This is a genomic window from Blautia sp. HCP3S3_C4 (assembly GCF_052064095.1).
Taxonomy (GTDB): domain Bacteria; phylum Bacillota; class Clostridia; order Lachnospirales; family Lachnospiraceae; genus Blautia_A.
In genome coordinates, this window is sequence record NZ_JBQHWF010000011.1 from 15322 (window position 1) to 34959 (window position 19638).

Sequence of the window (19638 nt, forward strand, 5' to 3'; positions counted from 1 at the left end):
TATAAACCTCAAATCGATTACAAGGAGGGCGTCCCTTATGAAATATGAATACTCCGAAAATGTTTTAGTCCAAGACAGCGCGGCAGCTCTTATGCATGATGAGCTGGGGTGGGATGTCATCTTTGCCTATAATCAGGAAGTGTTGGGGGAGAATGGTACTCTCGGCAGGAAGGACTATCATGAGATAGTTCTGTGGAGATACTTCAACCAAGCTCTGAAGGAACTGAACCCGTGGATTACGGATGCACAGATCACAGAGGCAAGGCAAACGCTTTCGTCATACCTATCGTCAGCATCATTGCTTCAGATCAACGAAGAGAAGTATTTCATGATCCGTGATGGTATTCCTGTAACAGTTAAGAAGCCAAACGGAAAGACAGAAGAAAAGAAGGCCATTGTAATCGACTTTAATGATCCTGATAATAATCATTTCCTTGCTGTTAAGGAACTGAAGATTCACGGAGATCTTTACCGTAGACGGACAGATATCGTTGGCTTTGTAAATGGCCTGCCGCTTTTGTTCATAGAACTGAAGCGGAATGATGTTGATGTGGAGAATGCTTATACAGATAACTACACAGATTACCAAGATACCATCCCGTTTCTGTTCTATTATAACGCCTTCCTTATGCTTTCCAACGGTATGGAGGCGAAGGTTGGAACACTAGGCAGCAAATATGAATTCTTTCATGAGTGGAAGCGTCTGTCCGAGGACGATGAAGGTAGCGTGGCGCTGGAAACCATGCTCCGTGGTATTTGCAAGAAGGAGAATTTCCTTGATCTGTATGAGAACTTTATTCTTTATGATCATTCCGATGGAAAGACTGTAAAGATTCTGGCAAGGAACCATCAGTATCTGGGAGTAAATGAAGCAGTGAAGGCATATGGAGAACGCCAGCTTCGTGAAGGTAAGCTGGGCGTTTTCTGGCACACGCAGGGATCGGGCAAGAGCTATTCTATGCTGTTCCTTTCACAGAAGATCCGCAGGAAATTCCCTGGATCTCCGACGATTGTTGTATTGACAGACCGTGATGAGCTGAACAAGCAGATCTGCGGTACCTTTGAGGCTTGCGGTCTTCTTGGTAAGACAGAAGGCAAGAAATTTATGGCGACAAGCGGAACGGATCTTGTTAATAAACTGAAGGGCAATCCGAGCTTTATATTCACACTGATCCAGAAGTTTAATAAGCCGGATGAGCCGCCGATCTATCCCGATCATGATATCCTCATCATTTCGGATGAGGCCCACCGTAGCCAGTATGGAGTATTTGCTGATAATATTGAAAAGCTGCTTCCTACAGCATCTCGCATCGGATTTACCGGAACACCGCTGTTATCCTCCAATGAGATTACGGCCAGGACATTCGGTGGCTATATTTCCGTATACGACTTTAAGCGCGCTGTAGAAGATAAGGCTACGGTTCCGCTTTATTACGAAAACCGTGGCGATAAGATAAAGGAGATCAAGAATCCGGACATCACGGATAAGATTCTGGATGCCATTGAAGAAGCCGATCTGAATCCGGATCAGGCTGAAAAGGTAATGCACGAATTTGAGAAGGAAGTACATCTTCTGACAGCAGAGCCACGTCTGCGGGCAATCGCAAAGGATTTTGTCGGGCATTACAGTGATCTGTGGACTACAGGAAAGGCTATGTTCGTCTGCCTGAATAAGGTCACGTGTGTCCGTATGTACAACTTCGTACAGGAATACTGGCAGGAGGAAATCAAAGCACTTGAACAGAAGATTGCAAGTACCGTTTCTGATCAGGAGCAGATGGAACTGTCCAGGAAGCTGAAATGGATGAAAGACACCGAAATGTGTGTGGTCATAAGTCAGGAGCAGAATGAGATCCAGACCTTTAAGAAGTGGGATCTGGATATTCTGCCGCATAGGACAAAAATGGAGAAGCGGGAACTTGATAAGGAATTCAAGGATTCCGACAGCAATTTCCGTGTTGTTTTCGTTTGTGCGATGTGGCTGACCGGTTTCGATGTTAAGTCGCTGTCTTGTCTGTATCTGGATAAGCCGCTGAAAGCACATACGTTGATGCAGACAATCGCAAGGGCAAACCGTGTTGCTGCCGGCAAGAGCAACGGTCTCATCATCGATTATATAGGTATTGTTGGAGCCTTGAAGAAGGCGCTGAATGATTATACAGCAAATAAAAACGGACGGAATGCTATCGATCCGACCGTCAATAAAGAAGAACTGATTCAGCAAATCATAAGAGCTGCCGCAGATGCAAAGCAGCTGCTGGCAGAGCATGATTTTGACCTGGATGCGCTGATCAAGGCTGAAAATTTTAAGAAAATGGCTTTGCTTAAGGACGGAGCGGAAGCAATGTGCTCTGATCCGGAGACTAAGAAATCATTTGATACATACGCGAATGAGATCAGCAGACTGGTTAAGTATCTTGATCGTAATGATATTACGCAGGATGTCCGTGATCAGACGGATGCTATCTGCGCTATTTTCCGGGAGATGCAGAAGAAGCGTAAACATATTGATACGACGGATCTGATGGTGGAGATCAACCATATAATCAATGAAAATGTGGAGATCGAGCATCAGGAAGGCGAAGGCCTGGTGGAATCCCGTCGCTTTGATATCAGTCAGATTGATTTTGATCTGCTGGCAGCAGAGTTCGCAAAGGTGAAGAGAAAGAATCTGATGATCAAAGACCTGAATGATCTGGTGCAGGAGCGCTTATCCAAGATGATGGCGGTGAATCCGACACGCATTGATTATTATGTCCGCTATATGGGAATCATCGAGACCTATAACGCGGAGCAGGACCGGACGACTATAGAGAAGACTTTTATGGAGCTCATGGATCTGGCAAAGAGTATGTCAGAGGAAGAACAGAGATACGCCCGTGAAGGATTCTCCAGCGATGAAGAGCTGTCGATTTATGACCTGCTTTTCTCAGAGAATCTGTCGAAGAGCGATATAGATAAGACCAAGAAGATGTCCAAAGACCTGCTTCAGAAAATAAAAGAGAGAATCGCCGGTATGGATCACTGGACGGATAAGCAGGAGACCAGGGCAGCAGTTGATATTCTGATCAGAAATGTGCTTTATGAAGAGATTCCGGACAGCATGTTTGATCGGCTGGAAGTATACCGGAAGGCTATATACGAACATATTTATACGCACTATAAGCAGGCGGCGTAAGAAAGATAACAGGAGGCTGGTATTATGGCAGAACAATTCAAATGGGTGAGCTTCTATATGGAGTTTGCAACAAAACTATTGGAATACAAAACAGACAGAGGTTCTCTGATTGAGAAGCTTCAGAAAGTGTATTCCGACATTGGAATGAAGCTTCCGAAGCTTGAAAAGGATAATATTCCAAAGGATATTGATCCTTTTACCATCTTTGGATTGTTTAATAAGGGCATCACCGACGCGAACCGTGTAAGCATCCTCGGCGGAATCAAGGCTGAATTCAATATTGCAGCAGAGGGTCCGGATGATTTTTCTGGAATTCCTGTTCTGAACAATATGATGGCTACATTTTATGCGTTTGAGGGTGATGATCGTCGCAAGGATGACGATATAGACAATCTTTGGACTGCATTTGAAACTGCCATCAAACTAGCGGAGAGCGATTCTGAAGAGAGCAGAGCTGCATTTATTTCAGCCTATGATCAGGTTAAGTCTCAGTTTGCTGTTCGGTGGAATCTTACGATGGGGCTGTACTGGATCCGTCCATACACTTTCATCAATCTTGATTCCCGAAACAGAGAATTTATGAGTAATCCGGATAATATATCTGCCAATGTTGTTGCGGAAATGAAAAGCCTGAAATCAGTTCCTGCTGCTGAAAAATATCTTTCTATTCGTGACAAGTGCCAAGCTGCAATAGACTCTGGAGAGTATGGCTATTCATCGTTCCCTGAGCTTTCTTACAAAGCGTGGGTTGTATCCGTTGAAAACGGTGAAATGGAAAAAGAAGCTAAGGCAGGGAAGTCCAACGCAGCTTTCTTAAGATGGTTCAGGCCAGTCATTCAGGCTTTGCGTGATTTGGGAGGATCGGCTACACCTGAAGATACAAGAAAGAGAATTATAGAGAATGAGAACCTTTCGGATGAGGAAGTAAAAGCAACACGCGGTAAGAATAATGTCAATAAGTTTGAAAATGAGGTGGCTTTTGCCAGGAGTTATCTGGTCAAGGCCGGCTATATAGATAACAAGGTTTATGGTATCTGGACGTTGACGGATAAGGGGCAGACTGTAGAGATGACGGATGAACTTGCCTCCGAGATATTCAAGAACGGCGTGGCGGATAATGCAGCGAAGAGTAAAGAAAAGAATTCCCTTGGCGACGCTGATGTGGCGACAGTTCACTATTGGCTTTATGCTCCGGGAGAGGGAGCTTCCATGTGGGAAGATTTTTATTCCGCTGGAATTATGGGACTTGGCTGGGATGAGCTTGGTGATCTGAATACATATGCCAGCAAGGATGAAATGGCTCAGAAGCTGAGAGATATTCATGGTGGAGATTCATCATATAAGAATTCTGCACATGCTGTGTGGCAGTTTGTTCATGATATTAAGCCTGGAGATGTGATTTTTGCTAAGCGTGGTCGCAGTGAGATCCTTGGACGCGGAGTCGTAGAATCGGATTATGAGTATGATGATAATCATGATGGAGAATATCCGAATATTCGCAAGGTGAAGTGGACTCATAAAGGTAGTTGGCAGAGCGATGAAATGTTTGCCATGAAGACTCTGACAGATGTCACAAACTACACTGATTTTACGAATAAAATATCAGGATTCTTCGAGGACGGTATTGAGGATGAAGAAGAGGATACAAAGGTTATCGATTATCCGGCGTATTCTGTTGAAGACTTCCTGAATGAAGTATATATGGATGAAGAGTCCTACTACAAACTCGTCGGAGTACTTGACAGTAAGCTGAATATCATTCTTCAGGGAGCACCTGGTGTGGGTAAAACCTTTGTGGCAAAACGTCTTGCATATTCTATTATGGGGGTGAAGGATGTAGACCGCGTTATGATGGTTCAGTTTCACCAAAGTTATTCTTATGAGGATTTCATCATGGGATTCAGACCGTCTGCTGGCGGATTTGATATAAAAACCGGCGCTTTCTATAACTTCTGTAAGAAGGCGGAGAGAGACGGTGATAATAAGTATTTCTTCATCATCGATGAAATCAATCGTGGAAATCTGAGCAAGATTTTCGGTGAGCTCTTTATGCTGATTGAGAACGATAAGCGCGGAAGCAAGAACAAGCTGCAGCTATTGTATCGTGATGAAATGTTCTACGTGCCGGAGAATGTTTACATTATAGGAATGATGAATACAGCAGATCGAAGTCTTGCAATGCTGGATTACGCTTTACGCAGAAGATTTGCATTCTTTGATTTGAAGCCGGGATTTACGACAGAAGGATTCCGTGCTTATAGGGATGGTCTCGACAATAAAAAGTTTGAGGCACTTGTCGGGTGTGTACAGAGCCTTAACGAGAAGATCGCAGCGGATGAGTCGCTGGGTGAAGGCTTCTGCATTGGTCATAGCTATTTCTGTAATATAGAACCAGATGAAGTGACTGATGAGAAGCTTCAGAGCATTGTTGAATACGAACTGATCCCGATGCTGAAGGAGTATTGGTTTGATGAGCCACTGAAGGTCAAAGAATGGAGCGACAACCTAAGGAGTGCTGTTAAGTGATAAGAATTCAGAACATATACTATATGCTTGCTTATGCTTTTCAGGTTCTGAATGAGCAGGGCTACAAGAATATAGCAACAGAAGAATTTGATAATACTGCTGAGCTGTGTGCTGCAATCCTTGCAAGAGGAATCAGCACTCAGGTGAAGCGTGGCCTTGGGAAGGAATACATACCTCAAACGGAGGCCTTATCATCACTTCGGGGAAAACTAGATATTTCTGAATCTATCAAAACACAAACGTTTTTGAAGAAGCAGATGATCTGTTCGTATGATGATTTTTCCGTCAATTCTGTTATGAATCGGATCATCAAATCCACTGTTCTTATTCTGTTAAAAGGAGACATATCCAAGTCAAGGAAAAAGGAACTGAGGAAACTGATGGTTTTCTTTGAGGACGTGGACGTTATTGATCTTTATTCTGTGAATTGGAATATGCAGTATAACCGTAATAATCAGACATACCGTATGCTGATTTCCATCTGCTATCTCGTTTTTAAGGGTTTGTTGCAGACTCAATCCGATGGTACAACGAAGCTGATGGATTTCCTAGATGAACAAAGAATGCACCGCCTGTATGAGAAATTTATTTTGGAATATTATCGAAAAGAGCATCCGGAGCTGACCGCTAATGCATCTCAGATCCCGTGGCAGCTTGATGATGATTTTGGAGACATGCTTCCAGTTATGCAGACAGACATAATGCTGACAAAGGATGAAAAAACTCTGATTATTGACGCGAAGTATTATGCACATACGACACAACGTCAATATGATAAAAACACACTTCATTCCGGAAACCTGTATCAGATATTCACCTATGTAAAGAACAAAGAAGCAGAGCTGGCAGAGCAGCCACACAAGGTCGCAGGGATGCTTCTGTATGCAAGGACGGATGAGGAAATCTATCCTGAGAAAGAATACCGTATGAGCGGAAATCAGATTGGAGTGAGAACGTTGAATTTGGACGGAGATTTCGATATGATCAAAAGCCAATTGAATGAGATTGCGGAGAAATTCTTCGGGGAAGCTGCGTAGGTGATTGTATGCAGGATAGATATGCCGGTGACATCGGCGATTTTGGAAAGATTGGGTTGCTCAAAGCTTTGCAGACTCAGGGATTATCTGTCGGGGTGAATTGGTACCGTGTCGAACCGATGGATACAGAGAAAAAAGAGGATGGCACATATAAGCAGGAAGATGGGAAATATCTAATCCCTGAAAAGTTACAGGTATGCGATGCTTCACTGGCAGAGCAGCTGACAAAGATCGCAAAGTCGAATAATCGCTCCATCAAGAGCTTGGAAAAAGGAGATTTCATTCCTAATGCAAGGTATTACAGTGAACCGGTTACTGTTGTCGGACGCGATGAATGGCATAAGAGAGCTCTGGTTTTATTAAAGGGGTTGGATATTGTCTTTATGGATCCGGACAACGGTATGCTTGTAAAGTCGGTAGGAAAAAGATCGGCTAAGAGTATAAAGTATACATTTTATGAAGAGGTGGCGGATTATATAAGACAGAAGCAAAGCGTTTTGATATATAACCATCGGAGCAGAAAACAGGAAGATGCTTACTTCCGTGAGCTCAGCGAAAAGCTTGGAGGAATAACCGGGGTGCCAGAATCGAGAATATTGAAGATTACATTTCCGAAATGTTCCGTCAGAGATTATCTGGCAGTTCCTGCATCGGATGTGCATCGAGAAAACATAAAAGCTGCATTTGTCAGTATGGATCAAGGAATTTGGGGAAAGACAGGTATGTGTAGGATGCCACGAGAAAGGTAATTCATCTTTATGCGGTCATATGACCGCATTTTTCTTGACTTTTTACGAACCTTGAGTATAATATAAGTACACGGAGGTGACTGAGTGAGTAATCAAGCGAGCACGACGGACATCGCCAGTTATCTTACAGAAGTTAAGAAGCTGCTGTCCGCAGGAAAATACGATTTTGTTCCAAGAAGAAAAAATATGCAAGCATTGGCGCAACATGGTCTTACAATCGCAGATGCAAAGAATGAGATTTTAGGGCTTGTTGTCGGTGATTACTACAAAGGCCCTAAGCAGGATTTCGATCCAAATCGTCCTGGCGACATATGGGAATTCAAGAAGAACATTGATGGAATGCAGTTTTACGTAAAGGTAAAAATTGTACAGGAAAACGGAGAGGATATCTTGAAATGTCTTGCGTTCCATGAGGACGATTTTGCTTAGGAAAGGAGGTGGCGTCGATGAAGAAATATTGCGAGGAATGTGGAAAAGAAGTCGGGACTAAGGTAGTTTTTAAGAAAGAAACGTATGATGTTTGTGGAGAGCCAATCGAAGTTGATGCCCAGATATTGGTTTGTGCTGAGTGTGGAGAAGAGTTCTATTGTGAGGAATTTGATAATGCCACGCTTATTAATGCATACAACGAATACCGTAGAAAGCATAAGCTTCTGCTGCCAGAGGAAATTAAGAAAATAAGAGAACAGTATGGGCTCAGTCAGAGGAGTTTTGCTAAGCTCTTGAACTGGGGAGATAAGACTATCTGTAGATATGAGAATGGCTCTATCCAGGATAAGGCTCATAATAGTCTTCTTCTATTCTTGCGTGAGCCTGAAAACATGAGGACATATCTGACGGAGAATGAGATTGTCCTTGATGAAAGGCAAAAAGCAAAACTGCTTGATACTGTTGATAAACTTGAGCAAGATACGGAATATCGAGTTGGTAGACGGTTCTTTGATTTGTTTTTCTCCAGAGTTCCTTGTGAGGAAAATGGATTCAAGGGGTTTGATTATGAGAAGCTCTGCGCCATGGTTCTGTTTTTTGCGAATAAGAGCACTGAATTACTAAAAACAAAGCTTATGAAGTTGCTCAACTACTCAGATATGATTTTCTATAAAGAAAATGGAGTATCAATATCTGGCTTGAAATATGCGCATCTGCCTTATGGACCAGTGCCAGATCATTTTGATATGATTCTTGGAAAAATGGCAGCAGATCATATTGCCCACATCGATGTATTTTATGATGGCGGCTATGAAAAACATCAGGTAGTTCCAGAGTGTGATATACCTGAAGGTGTGCTTTCTGATGCAGAGATAGAAGTACTGAACCGTATATACGAGAAGTTTAAGACCTTTGGATCAGTGGAGATTTCCGACTACTCACATAAGGAGAAGGGATATAAAGCCACAAAGACGGGAGAGACTATTTCCTATGCATACGCAATGGATATTCAATTGAATTGATGTAAATAAAAAGTTGAAGCAGCGGCCTCCGGCGATGAACCGGTAAGCCGCTATTTTTTTCAGTCTTTTTTGTAAAAATTGGTTTCGTAGCCGTCGGCGCGGAGAAGGATGTCCGGCATCCAGTCCGGAGATCTGCCCATCTGCTTGCAAATCACACTCAGGTCAACATCAGGGCTGCATTCGATAATCAGCTCATCATGAACGTGGCCGACGATAAAGCAGTGCCGGAGAGTTTTCATGGCGTAGCAGAGGATGTCGCGGCTGACGGCCTGGACGATATTCTCCACGAACTTTGGACCGTAGGATTCGATACGTTCCCACTTCTTTGTGGAGCCGACTCCTTCATAGGTTACAGATTCGCCACCATACTGGTTTTCTCCGATACGGGGCTTAACGTAGGAGAGCAGGCGGCCTGACGGAAGTTTGATGAAGAGCATACCGCTTTTATAAAAGAAGCGGATCCCGCGCACTTCAGTCTGGATGCGCTGCGTGATCGTAGTCTTGACCGCACGGTCGATGTCCCACCAGAAGGCGGTGATCATCGGGTTGGAGTTCCGCCAGGAGTTGACCAGCGGCTGGAGCTCTTCCTCGGTCAGTCCCATATCTAAGGCTCCCATCGACTTCAAGGCACCGACGCTGCCGCCGTATCCGAGAGCCAATTCTGCGATTTTTCCCTTCTGACGGAGATGACCGTTAATCCCATGCTTTTCAACCGGAACGCCGAACATCTGACTGGCAGAGGCACAATAGATATCTTTGCCTTCCGCAAATACCTTAGAGCGCCAGGTCTCACCGGCAAGATAGGCCAGCACTCTGGCTTCGATGGCAGAGAAGTCGCTGACAATAAACTTGTATCCGGGACGGGGCACAAAGGCTGTCCGGATCAGTTGTGACAGCGTGTCTGGAATATCATCATAGAGCAGCTGCACAGTATCATAATCGCCGGCTTTCACAATGGCTCTGGCTTCTGCAAGATCCGGCATGTGGTTCTGCGGAAGGTTCTGTAACTGAATCAATCTGCCTGCCCATCTGCCAGAGCGGTTGGCTCCGTAGAACTGGAACATGCCGTGGGCTCTGCCATCCTTGCAGACAGCATTCTGCATGGCCTGGTATTTCTTCACGGATGATTTTGCCAGCTGAAGGCGGAGCCGAAGCGCTTCTTCCACCTGACCGTCAGTATCGCCGATCAGCTTTGCTACATCCTTCTTTCCGAGTGATTCTGCTTCCACGCCGTTCTCAGAGAGCCAGGCCTTCATCTGAACCACACTGTTCGGATTCTCTACGCCAGTGATATCCTGCATGGTTTCAGAGAGGACAGCTTTGGAACGTTCATCAAAGTTTATAGCGTTTTCCACCACATCCATATCTAGGGCGATTCCTCTGTCGTTGATCTCCTGATCGAGATGATATTCATCCCAGATGAAGTCCGGGATCGGGTATTTCGACAGGCGCTTCTGTATTGCCATTTCAACTTCCACATCACGTTTATTGTAGGATTTGAAGAGTGACCACTTTTCCGGATCATGTTCCGGAAGGTTCCGGGTGCGTCCGCCATTGCTTTTGGTTGGTTTACAAGGGCTGCAGAAATAGCGGATCAGGTCTTTGCCTTCTTTAAGCTTCTGATCCTGCAGCTTCAGGACAGCTCCGACACCTTCCAACGAGAGCGGCAGTCCCATATAGGCTGACCAGATCATAGTGCATTTCCAGGATGCCGGATCCAGATACTGACCGGCGGGATCCTCCGGGATGCTGTAGCCGGTGAAATATTCCGGACGATGCTTCTTCAGCCAGTTGGAGAGACAGATGCGCTCAAAGGAAGCATTGAAAGCCCACTTGGTTACATTCTCATCAGATAATGCTGCAAGGATCTCTTTCGGGATAGTATCGCCGCAGGCAAGGTCATACACCGTGATGGGTCCGCTATCTATCGAGACTCCGAAAAGCAGTATCTCAAATTCATCAGACTCAGCGTACTTGTAGGCACCGCACTTGGTGATGTTCACGTCGCTGTAAGTTTCTAAGTCGATTGACATTTCTTTCATCTCATTGTCCTTTCTATGAAAAGAGAAGCGGCAGAAGGGACAGACTTCTGGAAATACAAAGAAAGGATCAGGAAAATATCCAGAAATGTCTGGAACGGATGCGGGAGCTTCGAGAAAATCTTCAGAAGATCTCATCCGAAAATCAGAAGCTACAAGACGAGCTTCAGAAGCTAACCGAGGAAAATCAGAAACTGCAAACCGAATTGTCCAGAACGCAGAATATCAATCTGTCGCTGCAGAGAAGCAACGACGATCTTCGGAACAGGAACGGGCTGCTGAGCAGGAAAGAGCAAGAGCAGTTCGAAGAAAAAATAAGAGACGTACAGGACCGGAACTCTAAACTGGAGAAAATGGTAGTACAGTCTTCTGTGGAGGCTGTTGAAGAGGCACTGAAAAAGCAACAGGAAGCAGAAAAGCGGATGTGTTCATTGGAATTACTGATGAAAATGGAAAGAATAGATGCTGCCTGTCAACTTGAAAAAACAAAAAGACAAATGAAAAAGAAAACCATGGAGATAGAAAAACAACGAGATTTCGGGTGGTTAGGTTTATTAATTTGTTGCTTACTATTCATTATATTTGTTTTCATTTGGTAACGAGTTTATGGAAAAGCCAGTGCTTTAGAATGGTCGGTATAGTGGCGTGAGTATTTTATCCAACAGAATCAAGTGCGGATGCTGCGGAGGATGCAAGAAAAATACCGTCCGATATTCGGCACATTATTCTCCAATATAGACTTGATACAGTGCGGTTATTACGGGAATATGTCACTGCGAAAGGAGGTGGTTTCATGCCAAGAATCAGACAAATCACGCCGGGTGTGACGCGGCTAAAGCGCAAGAAGCGAGTTGCTGCTTATGCCCGTGTCTCCGAGGAATGTGAGGTGCTGCTGCATTCCCTGTCAGCACAGGTCAGCTACTACAACCCCCTCATTCAGAATAACCCCGAATGGGAATACGCAGGGGTCTATGTTGACCAGGGTATTACAGGAACGAGTAAAGCACACCGAGATGGATTCAACCGTCTGGTGGCAGACTGCGATGCAGGAAAAATCGATATGGTGCTGGTAAAGAGCATCAGCCGATTTGCCAGGGACACGGTTGATTGCCTGAATACGACCAGACATCTGAAAGACCTGGGAATAGCGGTTTACTTTGAACGGGAGAAGATCAACTCCCTTTCAGAAGACGGAGAATTGATGCTTACGCTGCTTGCATCCTTTGCACAGGAAGAAAGCCGGAGCATTTCAGAGAATATCAAATGGGCTACCAGAAAGCGGTTTGAGCAAGGTATCCCAAACGGCCACAAAGCACCCTACGGCTATGAATGGGACGGAGAGATGTTCCGCATCATCCCCGAACAGGGCGAGGTGGTGAAGGAAATCTACAGAAGGTACCTTGCCGGGGAATCAGCCTATGGCATTGCAAAGACCCTTGCAGAGCGAGGTGTGACCGGGCAGATGGGAATGCCGATCGAGCAGACAACCATCAAGGAGATACTTTCAAGCCAGTCCTACACTGGAACGATGGTCCTTCAGAAGAACTTCTTCACCGAAGGTCACATCCGCAGAAAGAACAAAGGTGAACTTCCCATGTATCTGGTGGATGAGATGTTCGAGCCTTTGGTATCAGAGGAAGATTACCAGAAGGCATTGGAAATCCGGCAGCAGAGATCGGAGCAGTATCCGAACAATCAGGAAAACCTTACAGCATTCTCCGGCAAAGTGAAGTGTGGATACTGCGGATGCGGTGTCAACCGGAGAACCAGCGGAGGAAGAAAGCGGTGGGTCTGCAACACAAGAGAGCGGAAAGGCATGGAGCAATGCGAGTGCCGACCGATTTGGGAAACAGAACTCACAGCGGCTGCGAAGACAGTTCTGGGCGGCTCCATTGATGAGAGTGTTTTCTCAAAGGAAATACAGCAAGTGACCCTTTACAGCGACCGCATTGAGTTTTCACTGCAGAACGGAAACAGGAAATCCATCATCCGGCAGTTTAGCGGCCGCCGGGGCCAGAATGCTTTCACCAATAAAGTCTGGTGCGGTTCCTGCGGATGCAAGTGTGAAAGGGACAATTACGGTAAGAAGAAAACAAAGATCTGGTGCTGCTCCCAGCCGAGAACACAGTGCCAAATGAAACGCCTGCCGGAAAGTGAACTTCTTGAGGCGGCAGAAAGCCTTCTCGGAGAGAACTTCCAGGCGAAAGTATCCGCAGACATTGACCGGGTGATTATTTCTGACACCCAGGTAGGTTTTGAATATAAGGATGGGACGGTAAAGACATGGCAAAGAAAGTAAGAAAAATACATGCTACCCTCAACCAGTTCACATCGGAGCCGGTGGCAGTCAGAAGGAAAAAGAAGGTAGCCGGATATGCACGAGTATCCACGGATCGTGAGGAACAGGCAACCAGCTACGAGGCGCAGATGACCTACTACAAGACCTACATTGAAGGTCATGAGGATTGGGAGTTTGTGGGGATGTATTCGGATGAGGGTATCACCGCCACGAACACCAAAAAGCGCGACGGATTCAATCAGATGGTGGAAGATGCCCTTGATGGTAAGATTGACCTCATCATTACCAAGTCGGTAAGCCGATTTGCACGAAACACGGTGGACAGCCTGACCACCATCCGAAAGCTGAAGGATAAAGGCATTGAGGTCTATTTCGAGAAGGAGAACATCTGGACGCTGGATGCCAAGGGCGAGTTGATGATAACCATCATGAGTTCCCTGGCACAGGAGGAAAGCCGGGGCATCAAGTCACCTTCCGGCAAGGACAGGTGGCACATCAGCACGGTGAAATCGATCCTTACCAACGAGAAGTACCGTGGGGATGCACTCCTCCAGAAACAGTACACCACGGACTTCCTGCAGAAGAAGAGAAAGACTAACAACGGCGAAATTCCCCAGTATTATGTGGAGGAACACCATGAAGCCATCATTCCCCCTGCCCAGTTTGATTTTGTACAAGCAGAACTTGCCCGCCGGGAACAGAACGGTCGGTACAGCGGAGTGAGCATTTTCTCAAACAAAATCAAGTGTGGGTGCTGCGGTGGATGGTACGGTTCCAAGGTGTGGCATTCCACCGACAAGTACCGGAAGGTCATCTACCGCTGCAATCGGAAGTACGGCAAAGACACCCCGCCCTGCAACACACCGTATTTGAGCGAGGTAGAAATCAAGAAGCTGTTCCTCAAGGCACTGAATGCCCTGGTGGAGGCGAAAGAGGAAACAATAGAGAACCTGCAGGAGTTGATTGAAACGGTCTGCCAGATAGATTCCCTTGGCGCAGAGCAGGAACGGCTGAAACAGGAACTGAGAATTATCGCAGAGAACCTTTCGAACCTCATCCAGAAGAATGCAAGTGTAGCCCTGGATCAGACGGAGCAGGCAGAGAAAGAAAAGAAACTCCGCACCTTGTATGCTGAAAAGCACAGCCGATTTCAGGAACTGGAGGCACTCATCCAGGAAAAGAATGACACGAAGGAGATACTCACGAACTTCATCACTAAGCTGGAAGATTTGACAGGAGAACAGACAGAGTTTCGCTGAGAACTGTGGGGCGGTTTGGCGGATCACATCCGCATTGATGAGAAAGGCAGCACGGTAGTCTTCCGGGGTGGGATTGAGATTACAATTTAATATGAAGAAATACGATTCGAAAGGGGCATCTGGCAGTTTTGCTGGATGCCTTTTTCTCGTATCGTTCATATTGAACAACAAGGATGAAAGCTTGCTGTGACTTATTTTATATATGGTATATTGACTTCCTAACGGATACTAGGTATAATATCCCTAACGGATATTAGGTATATGAAGATTGGAGAAAACGAAATGGAAAGGATAAAAACAAAGGACAGAATACTTTTAGCGGCACTTGATTTATTTTCACAAAAGGGATATGACCAGACATCCATTGATTTAATTGCAGAAGCTGTGGGAATAAAAGGTCCATCTATATATGCGCATTATAAGGGCAAGGAAGACATTCTCGATTCTCTGATTACCATGATGGAACAAAAATATGATGAGAATTTCGGAAATAGCTCTAATTTGGATAAGATACCGGAATCGCTGGATGAATTCAAGGAAGATTGTCTGAGACGAGTTGGATTCACAATGAAGGATCCACAGATACAAAAGGTCAGAAGATTTTGTGCGAAGGAGCAGTATAGAAATGAAAAGATTGCGGCACTTACATCAAAGCACCAGCTGACCGGAAATCAGAAAATGTATGCACTGATGTTAGATAAACTGATGGAAAAGAAACTGATTCGTAGGTTTGATGCCAATCTGCTTGCTTTAGAAATTGTTGCACCGGTAACAGTGATGATAGAGATTGCAGACCGGGAGCCTGACAGGACGGACGAAATGTGGACGCAGATAGGTGTGCATCTGTCACATTTTGTTGAAATTTATGGGATGAAGTAAGTTGATAGTTCAAACCATCACTAGTGAACAGATGAATGACAGGAAATTACGGAATGTGTAAAAGCAAATATAGGCATTGTGTAGATGAAAATGAAAAGATATTATGACACCGCTTTATGCAATTTCAGCAGTATGTTTTTGGGTAACCGCACTGTAAAAAAGCAAATTCCCATTTAAGGAAGGAGATGCGTTCATGATTGGAATCTATTTTAGCGGAACTGGAAATACAAAACATTGTGTCGAAAAGTTAGTCAAACTGTTGGACGTATCTGCTCAGAGTTTTCCGTTAGAACATACAGAGATGATTCAAATATTGACAAAGCATGACATCATTGTGCTGGGCTACCCGACGCAGTTTTCCAATGCCCCTATCATAGTGCGTGATTTTATTAAAAATCATTCTTCTCTATGGAATGGGAAAAAGGTCTTTTGCGTCAATACGATGGGGCTTTTCAGCGGTGATGGAACAGGATGTACGGCTCGAATTTTAAGAAAACGCGGGGCAACAATACTCGGCGGTTTGCAGATCAAAATGCCGGATTCCGTCTGCGACAGCAAACTGCTGAAGAAAACGCCAGAGGAAAACCGGGAGATCGTCCGTCAGGCCGACCAAAAGATAGAAGCTGCCGCACGGCAGATCAAGCAAGGAAACTACCCCCAGGACGGGCTGTCCTTCTTTTCCCACCTGAAGGGACTTTTTGGACAGCGGCTGTGGTTTTACGGCAAGACGGCGGGATACACAGACAAGCTGAAAATCAGCGAAAAATGCGTGGGCTGCGGGCTGTGCGTCTCTTTATGCCCTACGAAAAATCTCTCCCTGCGAGACGGGAAAGCCACCGCGGAAGACCGGTGTACCATGTGTTACCGCTGTATCAGCCGCTGTCCCCAAAAGGCCATCACGCTGCTCGGGGACGAGGTAATAGAGCAGTGCCGGTTTGAAAAATACGGCTCTGGGGAGTGAAAGTGCATGAGGGCGGAAAGCGGCTTTATGGATAGAGAAATTGGGATGGTAGATGCATTTTCGGATGAGGGCAATGAAAAGCCGGTGTGTTTGCAATTTCAAGAGATGAGTGGCTCACCGGAAAATCAAAATTTGCGAGGATATGAAAATGGAGTATAGAACACTATCCGTGGATGAAGCAGAACAATTCTGGAGTTTGATGAACCAATTGGATTACTATATGGCAAGGGTAAGATAAATTCTCGTTTACACGACGATGACTTACGATATAAGCAGGTACAGAATAAAATGATAAATGCGCCCCGATGGGCAAGGAAGGAGTATATGAAAATGATCGTTTCGGAAAAAGAGCTTTGTAAATCGAACGAAGCGGACTCGTCTTCCTCGGAAAGACTTGGAAAGGCGATAATCGCGCTTCTTGTTATTGCGGCTGTGCTGATTGCAGCCCTTGCGGGAGCGTGGACCATGTTCGGCACCCAGCTCACGGCGGCCATGACCATCGAGAAGCTGGATGATCATCTGTGGAGTATGGAATATAAGGGAGACTATGGCTTCGATGGCTTTCTGGAGCAGGGCGGGGCAAAAAGCGACGCCGAGATGGGAGACTACATCGCCTCATTCCTCTCTCACGGCTTCTGGAAGCCGGACACCTCCACCGCCGGGGGAAACTACGGCTGCTCCACCGTCGCGGTGACAAGTCCCGACGGTGCGGCCCTCTTTGGCCGCAACTTCGACTGGGAAGAATGTGACAAAATGCTGGTACATACCATCCCCAAGAATGGCTATGAGTCCATTGCCACCTGCAATTTGGACTTCCTGGGCTTTGGGGAGGACTGGAAGCCCGATGGAAGCATGGGCGATAAGTTCATGGCGCTGGCTTCCGTCTACGCTATCCTGGACGGCATGAACGAAAAGGGCCTGTGCGTGGCTGATCTCATGGTGAGCCACGAGGAGGGTGTCGACCAGAATACCGATAAGCCCGACATTACCATTGTCTCCGGTCTGCGGCTGCTGCTGGACAAGGCGGCGAATGTAGAGGAAGCGTTGGAATTGCTTTCGCAGTATGATATGCACTTTTCTCTGGGCCGGGCGCAGCACTTCTCCCTCTCTGACGCTGCCGGGCGGAGCGTGGCGGTGGAGTGGAAAAACGGTGAGATGGTAGTGACCGACACCCCGGTGGTGACCAACTTCTATCTCCACGGGGACGACGGCACCTCCGGCAGCGGCCAGTCCTATGTGCGTTTTAACACGCTCACCCAGCGGCGGAATGCGGCAAAGGGTGTAATGACCGCCGAGGACGTTCGCGCCGCCCTGGCGGCTGTGGCGCAGAGCAACTTCCCCGGCGAGAACGGCGGAGAGAAAACCTGCTGGAGCTGCGTCTATGACCAGCTGGAATTGACCGCCACTTTCTACGACACCGAGGACTGGGCGCATCCCTACACCCTCTCCCTGGGACAAAAGGATTGGTGCAAAAAGGGAGAGTGAGGAAGTATGAACGAGAAAACATATTCGACACCATTGGGCAAAATCCATTATTGGGTGCATCTGATTTCACCGGACGCAATAACGTTGGTGTTTCTGCCCGGTCTGACGGCGGATCACCGGTTGTTTGAGAAACAAATCGTGTATTTTGAGGGGAAATACAATGTCCTTGTGTGGGACGCCCCCGGCCACGCCGCCTCCTGGCCCTTTGCCTTTGCCTTCGATTTGATGGACAAGGCAAGGTGGCTGGACGGAATTCTGGAGCAGGAGGGGATCACAAAACCCGTTATCGTGGGGCAGTCTATGGGCGGCTATGTGGGACAGGCGTATGCGCAAACTTACCACGAAAAGCTGAAGGGCTTTGTGTCCATCGACTCCGCGCCGCTGCAACGAAAGTATATGACAGAGCCGGAGCTTTGGCTGCTGAAACGAATGGAGCCAGTCTATCGCTACTATCCGTGGAAGGCCCTCTTAAAGTCCGGGACAAAGGGCGTCGCCCTGTCGGAATACGGAAGGAACCTGATGCGGGACCTGATGCTGGTGTATGACGGCGACCAGGAGCGCTACGCAAAGATTGCCGGTCACGGCTTCCGAATCCTTGCCGAGGCTGTGGAACGGGATTTGCCCTATGAAATCAAATGCCCCGCCCTGCTCATCTGCGGCGAACAGGACAAGGCGGGATCTTGTGTTCGATACAACAAGGCGTGGCATAAAAATTCTGGCATACCGCTGGAATGGATCAAAGACGCCGGACACAACTCCAACACCGACCAGCCGGAAATCGTAAACCGGCTGATCGAACAGCTGGCTCAGCGGGCGAAGTGTCTGGAGGCTTGATTTTACGAAATCAGTGACTGAAAAGAGAAGGTGTAAGCGAATGTGGAGTTACATAGTGGGGGGAGTATTCCTTGCCCTGGCAATGTATTTCATTGTCCAGGGGATACGATGCGGCGCGGCGGTGAGGGAAAGCAAAAACCGTCTTGCCGCTTACAATGCTCAGACGGCGGCATTAAGCTACGGCGATATGGTCTATGTCGATTCGGGTGAGGGCGAGGTGATTTTATCCGTCCACGGCATTTTCGGCGGCTATGACCAGGCTTATGACACCTGTAAGGACTTTTGCTCCGACTATCGGATCATCGCTCCCTCACGGTTCGGATACCTGGGAAGCGACGTTTCCGGCGACGGAACGCCCGCCAGTCAGGCGGCGGCCTATGTGGAGCTGCTGGACAAGCTGGGCATTGACAAGGTGCACCTTCTGGCCACATCGGCAGGCGGCAGCGTCGCGATCCGATTTGCCCTTGATTATCCCCAGCGCACGAAGGGTCTGATTTTATACTGCTCCGCCATGCCGCCTGTGGAGAAGCCGGAGAAATATGCCGAATATGCCGGACCGCCCCCGTTCCTGTGCAACGATTACGTCATGTTCCTGTTAAGCCCTATGTTTGAGCCGATCATGGGGATGGAGCAGTCCACCATTTACAGTATGCTACCCATAAACGACAGAAAAGTCGGCGTGATACTGGATGCTTCCGTTACCAACCCCGATATGGCAAGGAACTTTGGGGAGTATCCGATTGAGGATTTACAGGTTCCCACGCTGATTTTCCACGCAAAGGACGATAAGCTGGCAAGCTACGCCGAAACGGAGAGGGCGGTAGCAAGATTCCCAAATTGCACGTTCATTTCCTTTGAAAGCGGCGGGCATTTGCTGACAGGACACGCAGAGGAAATCAAAGAAGCGGTTTCCGATTTTGTGGAAGACAGATCGCATTGAC

The 19638-nt window shown here is 46.8% G+C and carries 17 protein-coding genes; 16 read left to right on the plus strand and 1 reads right to left on the minus strand.

What is annotated here, in order from left to right:
• The first annotated feature begins 37 nt into the window (after nucleotides 1–37).
• The 6 genes from ACTNC6_RS10790 to ACTNC6_RS10815 all read left to right on the plus strand — a co-directional run bounded on the left by ACTNC6_RS10790 (nucleotide 38) and on the right by ACTNC6_RS10815 (nucleotide 8941).
• Nucleotides 38–3178, plus strand: a complete 3141-nt coding sequence (locus tag ACTNC6_RS10790) for a type I restriction endonuclease subunit R (RefSeq protein ID WP_441044076.1) — start codon at nucleotides 38–40, stop codon at nucleotides 3176–3178.
• 24 nt (nucleotides 3179–3202) lie between these two features.
• The gene (locus ACTNC6_RS10795) at nucleotides 3203–5704 is read left to right on the plus strand and encodes an AAA family ATPase (protein ID WP_441044077.1); all 2502 of its coding nucleotides are present in this window, start codon (nucleotides 3203–3205) and stop codon (nucleotides 5702–5704) included.
• Entirely contained in the window at nucleotides 5701–6741 is a 1041-nt protein-coding gene (gene mcrC / locus ACTNC6_RS10800; RefSeq protein ID WP_441044078.1) for a 5-methylcytosine-specific restriction endonuclease system specificity protein McrC, read from the plus strand. Before ACTNC6_RS10795 ends, mcrC begins: the two co-directional genes overlap by 4 nt.
• A gap of 8 nt (nucleotides 6742–6749) precedes the next feature.
• A complete protein-coding gene (locus ACTNC6_RS10805; protein ID WP_441044079.1) occupies nucleotides 6750–7490 on the plus strand; it encodes a hypothetical protein in 741 nt (246 codons plus the stop codon).
• An 84-nt stretch (nucleotides 7491–7574) separates the two neighbouring features.
• A complete protein-coding gene (locus tag ACTNC6_RS10810) occupies nucleotides 7575–7919 on the plus strand; it encodes a type II toxin-antitoxin system MqsR family toxin (RefSeq protein ID WP_087199339.1) in 345 nt (114 codons plus the stop codon).
• 17 nt (nucleotides 7920–7936) lie between these two features.
• Nucleotides 7937–8941 carry a type II TA system antitoxin MqsA family protein gene (locus ACTNC6_RS10815; RefSeq protein WP_441036840.1) on the plus strand — a complete coding sequence of 335 codons (1005 nt, stop codon included), beginning with the start codon at nucleotides 7937–7939 and terminating at the stop codon, nucleotides 8939–8941.
• A gap of 59 nt (nucleotides 8942–9000) precedes the next feature.
• On the opposite strand, the gene ACTNC6_RS10820 is transcribed toward ACTNC6_RS10815, so the two are convergent.
• Nucleotides 9001–10983 (minus strand): DNA polymerase, encoded by a 1983-nt coding sequence (locus ACTNC6_RS10820; RefSeq protein WP_441044080.1) that lies wholly within the window; start codon nucleotides 10981–10983, stop codon nucleotides 9001–9003.
• An 85-nt stretch (nucleotides 10984–11068) separates the two neighbouring features.
• Here ACTNC6_RS10820 and ACTNC6_RS10825 point away from each other — a divergent pair, with 85 nt between their 5' ends.
• From ACTNC6_RS10825 to ACTNC6_RS10870, 10 genes are all read left to right on the plus strand, one after another.
• Complete coding sequence (locus ACTNC6_RS10825; protein ID WP_441036648.1) at nucleotides 11069–11323, plus strand: hypothetical protein; 255 nt, start codon at nucleotides 11069–11071, stop codon at nucleotides 11321–11323.
• A 10-nt stretch (nucleotides 11324–11333) separates the two neighbouring features.
• Complete coding sequence (locus ACTNC6_RS10830) at nucleotides 11334–11579, plus strand: hypothetical protein (RefSeq protein ID WP_441044082.1); 246 nt, start codon at nucleotides 11334–11336, stop codon at nucleotides 11577–11579.
• Nucleotides 11580–11773: 194 nt separating this feature from the next.
• On the plus strand, nucleotides 11774–13279 hold the full coding sequence (locus tag ACTNC6_RS10835) for a recombinase family protein (protein ID WP_441044083.1): 1506 nt from the start codon (nucleotides 11774–11776) through the stop codon (nucleotides 13277–13279).
• Nucleotides 13264–14538 carry a recombinase family protein gene (locus tag ACTNC6_RS10840; RefSeq protein ID WP_441044084.1) on the plus strand — a complete coding sequence of 425 codons (1275 nt, stop codon included), beginning with the start codon at nucleotides 13264–13266 and terminating at the stop codon, nucleotides 14536–14538. The genes ACTNC6_RS10835 and ACTNC6_RS10840 overlap by 16 nt, the downstream gene beginning before the upstream one ends.
• Before the next feature lie 282 nt (nucleotides 14539–14820).
• Nucleotides 14821–15417: a TetR/AcrR family transcriptional regulator gene (locus ACTNC6_RS10845; protein WP_441044085.1), complete on the plus strand. Its 597-nt coding sequence runs from the start codon at nucleotides 14821–14823 to the stop codon at nucleotides 15415–15417.
• A gap of 193 nt (nucleotides 15418–15610) precedes the next feature.
• Nucleotides 15611–16378, plus strand: coding sequence for an EFR1 family ferrodoxin (locus ACTNC6_RS10850; RefSeq protein WP_441044086.1), 768 nt, complete (start codon nucleotides 15611–15613; stop codon nucleotides 16376–16378).
• A gap of 27 nt (nucleotides 16379–16405) precedes the next feature.
• Nucleotides 16406–16537 carry a hypothetical protein gene (locus ACTNC6_RS10855; RefSeq protein ID WP_441044087.1) on the plus strand — a complete coding sequence of 44 codons (132 nt, stop codon included), beginning with the start codon at nucleotides 16406–16408 and terminating at the stop codon, nucleotides 16535–16537.
• A gap of 165 nt (nucleotides 16538–16702) precedes the next feature.
• Complete coding sequence (locus tag ACTNC6_RS10860; RefSeq protein ID WP_441044088.1) at nucleotides 16703–17863, plus strand: linear amide C-N hydrolase; 1161 nt, start codon at nucleotides 16703–16705, stop codon at nucleotides 17861–17863.
• Between the two features lie 6 nt (nucleotides 17864–17869).
• A complete protein-coding gene (locus ACTNC6_RS10865; RefSeq protein WP_441044089.1) occupies nucleotides 17870–18697 on the plus strand; it encodes an alpha/beta fold hydrolase in 828 nt (275 codons plus the stop codon).
• Between the two features lie 40 nt (nucleotides 18698–18737).
• Complete coding sequence (locus ACTNC6_RS10870; protein WP_441044090.1) at nucleotides 18738–19637, plus strand: alpha/beta fold hydrolase; 900 nt, start codon at nucleotides 18738–18740, stop codon at nucleotides 19635–19637.
• Nucleotide 19638 lies beyond the last annotated feature (1 nt).

What these genes read in the sequence shown, in the direction of transcription:
- ACTNC6_RS10850 (WP_441044086.1), top strand. Translation starts at nt 15,611, where the DNA reads ATGATTGGAATCTATTTTAGCGGAACTGGAAATACAAAACATTGTGTC.
- ACTNC6_RS10815 (WP_441036840.1), top strand. Translation starts at nt 7,937, where the DNA reads ATGAAGAAATATTGCGAGGAATGTGGAAAAGAAGTCGGGACTAAGGTA.
- ACTNC6_RS10805 (WP_441044079.1), top strand. Translation starts at nt 6,750, where the DNA reads ATGCAGGATAGATATGCCGGTGACATCGGCGATTTTGGAAAGATTGGG.
- ACTNC6_RS10825 (WP_441036648.1), top strand. Translation starts at nt 11,069, where the DNA reads ATGTCTGGAACGGATGCGGGAGCTTCGAGAAAATCTTCAGAAGATCTC.
- ACTNC6_RS10855 (WP_441044087.1), top strand. Translation starts at nt 16,406, where the DNA reads ATGGATAGAGAAATTGGGATGGTAGATGCATTTTCGGATGAGGGCAAT.
- ACTNC6_RS10835 (WP_441044083.1), top strand. Translation starts at nt 11,774, where the DNA reads ATGCCAAGAATCAGACAAATCACGCCGGGTGTGACGCGGCTAAAGCGC.
- ACTNC6_RS10845 (WP_441044085.1), top strand. Translation starts at nt 14,821, where the DNA reads ATGGAAAGGATAAAAACAAAGGACAGAATACTTTTAGCGGCACTTGAT.
- ACTNC6_RS10795 (WP_441044077.1), top strand. Translation starts at nt 3,203, where the DNA reads ATGGCAGAACAATTCAAATGGGTGAGCTTCTATATGGAGTTTGCAACA.
- ACTNC6_RS10860 (WP_441044088.1), top strand. Translation starts at nt 16,703, where the DNA reads ATGAAAATGATCGTTTCGGAAAAAGAGCTTTGTAAATCGAACGAAGCG.
- ACTNC6_RS10870 (WP_441044090.1), top strand. Translation starts at nt 18,738, where the DNA reads ATGTGGAGTTACATAGTGGGGGGAGTATTCCTTGCCCTGGCAATGTAT.
- ACTNC6_RS10865 (WP_441044089.1), top strand. Translation starts at nt 17,870, where the DNA reads ATGAACGAGAAAACATATTCGACACCATTGGGCAAAATCCATTATTGG.
- ACTNC6_RS10830 (WP_441044082.1), top strand. Translation starts at nt 11,334, where the DNA reads ATGGTAGTACAGTCTTCTGTGGAGGCTGTTGAAGAGGCACTGAAAAAG.
- ACTNC6_RS10790 (WP_441044076.1), top strand. Translation starts at nt 38, where the DNA reads ATGAAATATGAATACTCCGAAAATGTTTTAGTCCAAGACAGCGCGGCA.
- ACTNC6_RS10820 (WP_441044080.1), bottom strand. Translation starts at nt 10,983, where the DNA reads ATGAAAGAAATGTCAATCGACTTAGAAACTTACAGCGACGTGAACATC.
- ACTNC6_RS10840 (WP_441044084.1), top strand. Translation starts at nt 13,264, where the DNA reads ATGGCAAAGAAAGTAAGAAAAATACATGCTACCCTCAACCAGTTCACA.